This is a genomic window from Streptomyces sp. McG3 (assembly GCF_018619185.1).
Taxonomy (GTDB): domain Bacteria; phylum Actinomycetota; class Actinomycetes; order Streptomycetales; family Streptomycetaceae; genus Streptomyces.
In genome coordinates this window covers 1-7,392 of sequence record NZ_JAAXYC010000360.1, presented here as the reverse complement: position 1 = coordinate 7,392, position 7,392 = coordinate 1, and the positions used below count along the sequence as shown (strand labels likewise).

The window sequence follows — 7,392 nt, the reverse complement described above, 5'->3', positions numbered from 1 at the left end:
CTCTCCGCCGGCCTTCCGGCCCTGCCGCCCGCCGCCCCGCCCGTCCGGGCTTTCGCGTCCGCGCGAAACAGTAACGGTCCCGGCGACGGGGTCCGGAGACTCCACCTCATGCGCACCTACCGCGAACTGTTCCGGACCCCGGAGTTCTCCCCCTTCTTCGCCGCCGTCTCCGTGCAGACGGCCGCCCAGACCGCGACCGGTCTGGCGCTGGGCACCCTCGTGTACACGCGGACGGGCTCACCCCTGCTGTCGGCCCTGGCGATGTTCGGCCCGTCGCTGGCCCAGGTGGCCGGGGCGCTCACCCTGCTGTCGGCGGCCGACCGGCTGCCGCCGCGGGCCGCGCTGACCGCCCTGGCGCTGCTCTCCGCCGGGGCCGCCTGCGTCCAGGCCGCTCCCGGACTGCCGCTGTGGGCCGCGTTCGCCGTCCTGCTGGTGGTGGGCGCGGCCTCGTCTCCGGGCGGGGGCGTACGGTACGGGCTGCTCAACGAGATCGTTCCGCGCGAGGGATTCCTGCTCGGCCGCTCCGTGCTGAACATGACGGGCGGCGCGATGCAGATCTGCGGGTTCGCGGTGGGCGGGCTGCTGGTCACGGTCTTCTCGGCGCGCGGCACGCTGCTGATCGGGGCGGGACTGTACGTCGTCGCGGCGGCCGTGACCCGCTTCGGACTGACCGCCCGGCCGCCCCGGGCCACCGGCCGCCCGTCGGTCCGGGAGACGCGGCGGACGAACGCGCTGCTCTGGTCTTCCGTGCCGCGCCGGTACGTGTTCCTGGCGCTGTGGGTGCCCAACGGGCTCGTCGTCGGGGCCGAGTCCCTGTACGTCGCGTACGCGCCCGGGCACGCCGGGCTCCTCTTCGCCGGCGGGGCCCTGGGCATGCTGGCCGGGGACACGCTGGTCGGGCGGTTCGTCACCGCACGCCGGCGGGCGCGGCTGGGGGCCCCGCTCCGGCTGCTCCTCGCCGCGCCCTATCTGCTCTTCGCGCTGCGCCCGGAGCTGCCCCTCGCGCTGGCGGCGGTCGTCCTGGCGAGCGTGGGTTTCGCCGCGAGTCTGCTGCTCCAGGAACGGCTGATCGCCCTCACCCCGCAGGAGCTGAGCGGCCAGGCGCTCGGGCTCAGCTCCTCGGGGATGCTCGCGATGCAGGGCGTGGGGGCGGCCGTGGCGGGCGGCATCGCCCAGCTGACCTCCCCCGCCACGGGCATGGCGGCGGTCGCGGGGCTCTCGGTGGCGGTGACGCTGGTGCTGGCCCCGGGGCTGCGTGGCCGGGCCGGGGACGCCGGGGGCAGACTGCCGGTAGCGGACGGATCACCGCGAGCGTCCCGTACACCCCGCACGGAAGAGACGACATGAGCGACGAGACCAGGCGCAGCCAGAAGGAAGCCATGCTCTCCGGCGAGCTCTACATCGCCGACGACCCCGAACTGGCGGCGGAGGCGCGGCACGCGGCCGTGCTGAGCGAGCGCTTCAACGCCACCTCGGCCGCCGACCCCGAGGCCCGGCGCGCCGCCCTCGCCGAGCTCCTCGGCGAGCTGGGCGAGGACGTGGAGGTCCGGCCGCCGCTGCGGGTCGACTACGGCTACCAGACCACCATCGGCCCCCGGACGTTCATCAACTTCGGCGCGGTCCTCCTGGACGTCGCCCGCATCACCATCGGCGCGGACGTCCAGATGGGCCCGAATGTCCAGCTGCTCACCCCGACCCACCCGATCGACCCCGAGCAGCGCCGCGCCAAGTGGGAGGCCGCGCAGCCGATCACCATCGGCGACAACGTCTGGCTGGGCGGCGGGGTGATCGTCTGCCCCGGGGTGACCATCGGCGAGAACACCGTGGTCGGGGCGGGGGCCGTCGTCACGAAGGACCTGCCCGCGAATGCGGTGGCGGTCGGCAACCCGGCCCGGGTGACCCGGAAGATCGGCGAGGCGGCGGCGGAGGCGTAGGGCCCCGGGTCCCCGCAGCACTCCGGTCTCCTGCGGCCCGCCGCGCGTAACCCCTCGGGTGCTACGCGGCCCGCCAGGCGTCGGTGACGCACGAGACCTCGAAGTGCCACCAGCCCTCGTCCCGGCCACGGGCGAGCAGCTCCTTGACCCCGCGCAGGTCCGCGCCGCCCGGCACGGTCAGGGCGACCAGCGGGAACCCGGCGCTGAAGACCTCGCCGGTGAGCCCGTAGCCGGCGAGGCGCTCCTGCACGGCCCGGGCGTCGCGCCCGAGCGGTCCGTCCGGCAACGGCAGCACCCGTACGGTGCAGTTGCCCGAGTCGGCCACGCGGCCGACGGCCCAGTGGGCCCCGTCGCCGTCCGTGCGGAACCGTACGGTCTCGCCCTCGGCGACCCCGTCCTGGAGGAAGGGCGCGTTGTCCACCCGCGCGGTGTCCGGGCCGAGGCGGGTCGCCCACAAGCCCTCGGTGTCGTACGGCGGCAGGCCCTCGCGCGGGACCAGGCGGAACCAGACCTTGATCTGATCGGCTCCACGGGGTGGGCGTTCCGGACCGGCGGGGGAACTCATGGCCCCATCGTCCCCCGCGTGCGGCGCGCCCGCCTGTCCACCCCGGCGACCAGGCACGACGTCAGGTTCTGAAGCCAGGGACGGTCCCCACCGACCCTGAGTCATCAATTCCCCAACACCGGCAGCCAGTTGTTGGATCCAGGGTCATCTCCTGATGCTCCTGGTGCACACCTCTTGACGCGTACAGGCCCACGGGGGAAACATCGCCGTAACGAGAGAGCGCTCTCCCAGCGCCTCCCCACAGAGCTCTCTCGTCCGTTCGTCGTGCACACGTACCACGACCCAGGAGACGTACCCCATGCATGCTCCCCCCACCGCACCACGCACCCGCCGCCGCACCCGGGCCCTCGGATTCGCCGCGCTCGCCGTGGCGATGCTGATGTCCGTACCCACCGCGCAGACCGCCTTCGGCGAGGAGGTCCAGGCGGTGCCGGGCGGCGGCGACCTCGGTCCCAACGTCCATGTCTTCGACCCCTCCACGCCCGACATCCAGGGCAAGGTCGACGAGATCTTCAAGAAGCAGGAGTCCGATCAGTTCGGCACCGACCGCTACGCGCTGATGTTCAAGCCGGGCACGTACGACAACATCAACGCGCAGATCGGCTTCTACACGCAGATCGCGGGTCTCGGGCTGAACCCGAACGACACCACGTTCAACGGTGATGTGACCGTGGACGCGGGCTGGTTCGACGGCAACGCCACCCAGAACTTCTGGCGTTCGGCGGAGAACCTGACCCTGAACCCGGTCTCCGGCACCAACCGCTGGGCGGTCTCCCAGGCGGCCCCGTTCCGCCGGATGCACGTCAAGGGCGGCCTCAACCTCGCCCCCGACGGCTACGGCTGGGCCAGCGGCGGCTACATCGCCGACAGCAAGATCGACGGACAGGTCGGACCCTACTCCCAGCAGCAGTGGTACACCCGCGACAGCTCGGTGGGCGGCTGGGTCAACGGCGTCTGGAACATGACGTTCTCGGGCGTCGAGGGCGCACCGGCCAACAGCTTCCCGGAGCCGCCGTACACCACGCTGGACACCACGCCCATCTCCCGCGAGAAGCCGTTCCTCTACCTCGACGGCGACGACTACAAGGTCTTTGTCCCGGAGAAGCGCGAGAACGCGCGCGGCGTCTCGTGGGCCAACGGGACACCGGCGGGCGAGTCGATCCCGCTGGACCAGTTCTACGTCGTGAAGGAGGGGGCGGACGCCGCCACCATCAACGCGGCCGTGGAGCAGGGCCTGCATCTGCTGTTCACGCCCGGCGTCTACCACATCGACGAGACGATCAACATCGACCGCGCGGACACCGTGGCGCTCGGCCTCGGCCTGGCCACGATCATCCCGGACAACGGGGTGACCGCGATCAAGGTCGGTGACGTGTCCGGCGTGAAGCTCGCGGGCCTCCTGGTCGACGCGGGTCCGGTGAACTCGGAGACCCTGATCGAGGTAGGCCCCGAGAACGCCTCGGCGGACCACTCGGCGAACCCGACCTCGCTGCAGGACGTGTTCGTGCGGATCGGCGGCGCGGGTCCCGGCAAGGCGACCACCAGCATCGTCGTCAACAGCGACGACACGATCATCGACCACACCTGGGTCTGGCGTGCCGACCACGGTGAGGGCTGGGGCTGGGAGACCAACCGGGCCGACTACGGCGTCCGCGTCAACGGCGACGACGTCCTGGCCACCGGCCTGTTCGTCGAGCACTTCAACAAGTACGACGTGGAGTGGTACGGCGAGCGCGGCCGCACGATCTTCTTCCAGAACGAGAAGGCGTACGACGCACCCAACCAGGCCGCCATCCAGAACGGCGACACGAAGGGCTACGCCGCCTACCGCGTCGACGACTCGGTCGAACAGCACGAGGGCTGGGGCATGGGCAGCTACTGCTACTACAACGTCGACCCGACGATCATCCAGGAACACGGCTTCAAGGCACCGGTGAAACCCGGCGTGAAGTTCCACAGCCTGATCGTCGTCTCGCTCGGCGGCAACGGCCAGTACGAGCACGTGATCAACGACGTCGGATCCCCCACGTCCGGCCCGGACACGATCCCCTCCCAGGTCGTGAACTTCCCGTAGCCGGTTCCGGCGCGGGAGAGATACGGGAGCGGGGCCCGGCTGCTGGTGAGCGCCGGGCCCCGCTCCGCTGTCCGCGGGGCAGGCCCTGGGGCCTTTCGTCTGGATCAGCCCTGCATGATCCAGACGAGAGGCCCTACAGGTGCAGCGCCACCGCCCCGTGGGCCGGGACCGTGATCGTCGCCGTGCCGTCGTCCGCGACCGTGGTCCCGTCGCCGTCGCAGGCGCCGGGGGCGGCGGCGACCACGTTGCAGTACGTGCCCGCCGGCAGCGTCGTCGTGAAGGTGCGGTTCAGCTCCGCGTCGCCGTTGTTGATGGCGACGAAGCCCTTGCCCGCGCGGGCGAACGCGAGGGAGGAGGAGCCGTCGTCCCACCAGTCGGTCAGTTCCGCGCCCGCGACGGCGTTGTGGAAGCCGACCATGCCCGTGACCGCCTGCTGGGCGTGTGTGCAGGTCCACGCGCCGGAGCCGCAGTCGGCCGCGCCGCCGTCCGGCGGGCCCGCGTCCTTGTCGGTCCAGGTGTAGCCGGAGAAGACGTTCGGGGAGCCGTAGGGCGAGGCCAGCATGAAGACGTTGGCCAGGGTGTAGGCCGCGCCGTCCTTGTGGGTGAGGGTGGAGCCGTTGCGCTCGGTGTCCCAGTTGTCGACGAACGTACGGGCGGAGGCGCCGGCCAGCTTGCCGTCGGCGATCGACTTCAGGCCGGGCAGGCCGCCGCCCTGGAAGGCGGACTTGAGGTGGCCGCCGTAGCGGAACTCGTCGACGTCGCCGATCGAGGTGTACTCCTCCGGCTGGACGGCCTCTCCCCCGCCGTGGATGACCTCGGTGACCCAGAATCCGGGGTCGGCCATCTTGCCCTTGATCGCGGCGACGTCGTCGGCGGACATGTGCTTGGCGGCGTCGACGCGGAAGCCGTCGACGCCGAGCGAGCGGAGGTCGGAGAGGTAGCCGGCGATGGTCGTACGGACGGCGTCGCTGCCGGTGTCCAGGTCGGCGAGGCCGACCAGTTCGCAGTTCTGGACGTCGCCGCGGTCGCCGTAGTTCGCGATGTCCTCGCGGCAGGTGTGGAAGTCCTGGTCCCGGAACGTGCCGGGGTAGTCGTACTTGGTGTACGACGTGCCGCCCGTCCCGGTGCCGGAGCCGGCGGCCATGTGGTTGATCACCGCGTCGGCGACGACCTCGACCCCGGCCGCGTGGCAGCTCTCGACCATCGCGGCGAAGGAGTCGCGGTCGCCGAGGCGGCCGGCGATCTTGTAGCTGACCGGCTGGTACGAGGTCCACCACTGGTCGCCCTGGATGTGCTCGGTTGCGGGCGAGACCTCGACATAGCCGTAGCCGGCCGGGCCGAGGGTGTCGGTGCAGGCAGTGGCCACCGCGTCGTACTTCCACTCGAAGAGGGTGGCGGTGACGGTCTTCTCGCCCGGCGGGGTCGCCTGGGAGGACCAGGGGGCGAGGGCGGTGAGGCCTCCGGCGGCGAGCAGGCCCGCCAGGGTTGCGCGTGCGGCGCGGGAACTCAATTGCGGCTCCTTCGGTCGCGGGTACGGGCGTTCGCCCGTGCCCGGCGTGGGCAGCCACGCGCCTGGCTGCCGTGGGGGGAGTCCGGAGCCTGCCCGTTCAGGAATGGACACGTCAAGACGCTTGCAACAGTTTCCAGTTTGTTTCTGAAAGTTCTTACGAAGTGGAGGAGTTGGGGAGACGCCCGGTCTCCCGGCCTCCCTGACGCCCGGCCTCCCGGCCTCCCGGCCTCCCTGGCGCCCGCGCGCCCGCGCGCGCCCGCCGACGACTCCGCCCCCGGCCGGAGGCGTTCCCGGGCGGGGGCGGAGGGTGGAGCGCTGTCCGGTCCGGGCGTCAGCCCTGGCCGGTCAGGTCGATGGTGACCGTGCGCTCGGCAGGGGTCTTCCCGGCCAGGGCGGTCTTCATCGCCTGGGCCACGTCGTCCGCGCCGACCTGGTACTCCTTGCCGTCGCCCTTGACCGCCATGATGCCGTCGAAGACGCCGTCCAGGAGCTTGTCGATCGCCGGCTTGTCGTAGACGTCGACCAGCCGGCCGTCCACGGGCTTCATGGAGAGGATCTGCGGCAGCGACCGGGCCGGGCCGAACTGGATCTCCTTGGGCCCGGCCTTGATGGTGATCAGGCCGGACATCGCGGGCTCGGCGAACTCCTTCATCGCCCGGTCCAGTTCGGCCTTGGTGATGGTGGGCTCGCTGGTGGTGACCGGGAGTTCGACCAGCCGGGCCTGCCCGGTCTGCACCTGGGCGCGGTAGGCGTCCCGGACCGAGATCAGGGACTGGCCGGCGTCCAGCGTCCTGCCCGGCTTGCCCGGCACGGCCACGGCCTTGTTCGGCTCGAAGCGGATCGTGCCGTCACTGGCCGAGCCGGAGGCGCCGGCCAGGTCGGTCAGGGCCACACCGAGCTTCTCCTCGTCGACCGGGATCACCGGGTCGGCGGGACGTTCCCCGCCGAACAGCGAACCGATCACCGAGACGGGGTTGTAGTCACTGCCCGCCGCACCCCGCACGGTCTCCTGGCCGTCCAGGGTGAGCCCGGCCTTCTCGGGGTCGAGCTTCTCCTCCTTGCCGTCCACCGACAGCGTCAGAGGCGTCTTGGCCCGCTCCCCGAGGGCGGCTTCGAGCTTGGTGACCGCCTCCTCCTTCGTGCCGCCGCCGATGTCGACGCCGAGCACCGTGGTGCCCTTGGGGACCTCGGAGTGGTTCAGCAGGAGGCCCGCCCCGTACGCGATGCCGACCAGCACGACCGCGGCCACCCCGAGGAGGACCAGCTTGGAGCGCCCCTTCTTCGCGGGGGCGGGGGCGGCGGCCTGGGA

Annotated in this window: 5 protein-coding genes and 1 pseudogene; 3 read left to right on the top strand and 3 right to left on the bottom strand. The window is 71.8% G+C overall.

The annotated features are described in order from the left end of the window. Window positions 1–108 precede the first annotated feature (108 nt). Both HET64_RS34160 and HET64_RS34155 read left to right on the top strand, forming a co-directional pair. Window positions 109–1,347, top strand: a complete 1,239-nt coding sequence (locus HET64_RS34160) for an MFS transporter (RefSeq protein ID WP_215111131.1) — start codon at window positions 109–111, stop codon at window positions 1,345–1,347. Continuing rightward, window positions 1,344–1,934 (top strand): sugar O-acetyltransferase, encoded by a 591-nt coding sequence (locus HET64_RS34155; protein ID WP_215111130.1) that lies wholly within the window; start codon window positions 1,344–1,346, stop codon window positions 1,932–1,934. Before HET64_RS34160 ends, HET64_RS34155 begins: the two co-directional genes overlap by 4 nt. Before the next feature lie 61 nt (window positions 1,935–1,995). Here the strand turns inward: HET64_RS34155 and HET64_RS34150 are convergent, their stop codons facing one another. Next, window positions 1,996–2,499 carry a DUF4265 domain-containing protein gene (locus tag HET64_RS34150; protein WP_215111129.1) on the bottom strand — a complete coding sequence of 168 codons (504 nt, stop codon included), beginning with the start codon at window positions 2,497–2,499 and terminating at the stop codon, window positions 1,996–1,998. 298 nt (window positions 2,500–2,797) lie between these two features. Here HET64_RS34150 and HET64_RS34145 point away from each other — a divergent pair, with 298 nt between their 5' ends. After that, entirely contained in the window at window positions 2,798–4,573 is a 1,776-nt protein-coding gene (locus tag HET64_RS34145; protein ID WP_215111128.1) for a coagulation factor 5/8 type domain-containing protein, read from the top strand. Window positions 4,574–4,706: 133 nt separating this feature from the next. Here the strand turns inward: HET64_RS34145 and HET64_RS34140 are convergent, their stop codons facing one another. Both HET64_RS34140 and HET64_RS34135 read right to left on the bottom strand, forming a co-directional pair. After that, window positions 4,707–6,083 carry an alpha-amylase family protein gene (locus tag HET64_RS34140; RefSeq protein ID WP_215111127.1) on the bottom strand — a complete coding sequence of 459 codons (1,377 nt, stop codon included), beginning with the start codon at window positions 6,081–6,083 and terminating at the stop codon, window positions 4,707–4,709. 331 nt (window positions 6,084–6,414) lie between these two features. After that, window positions 6,415–7,392, bottom strand: a pseudogene (locus HET64_RS34135) (hypothetical protein); the annotation flags it as partial.

Excerpts from the sequence above, each read along its gene's own strand:
- HET64_RS34160 (WP_215111131.1), top strand. The coding sequence starts at position 109 with ATGCGCACCTACCGCGAACTGTTCCGGACCCCGGAGTTCTCCCCCTTC.
- HET64_RS34155 (WP_215111130.1), top strand. The coding sequence starts at position 1,344 with ATGAGCGACGAGACCAGGCGCAGCCAGAAGGAAGCCATGCTCTCCGGC.
- HET64_RS34150 (WP_215111129.1), bottom strand. The coding sequence starts at position 2,499 with ATGAGTTCCCCCGCCGGTCCGGAACGCCCACCCCGTGGAGCCGATCAG.
- HET64_RS34145 (WP_215111128.1), top strand. The coding sequence starts at position 2,798 with ATGCATGCTCCCCCCACCGCACCACGCACCCGCCGCCGCACCCGGGCC.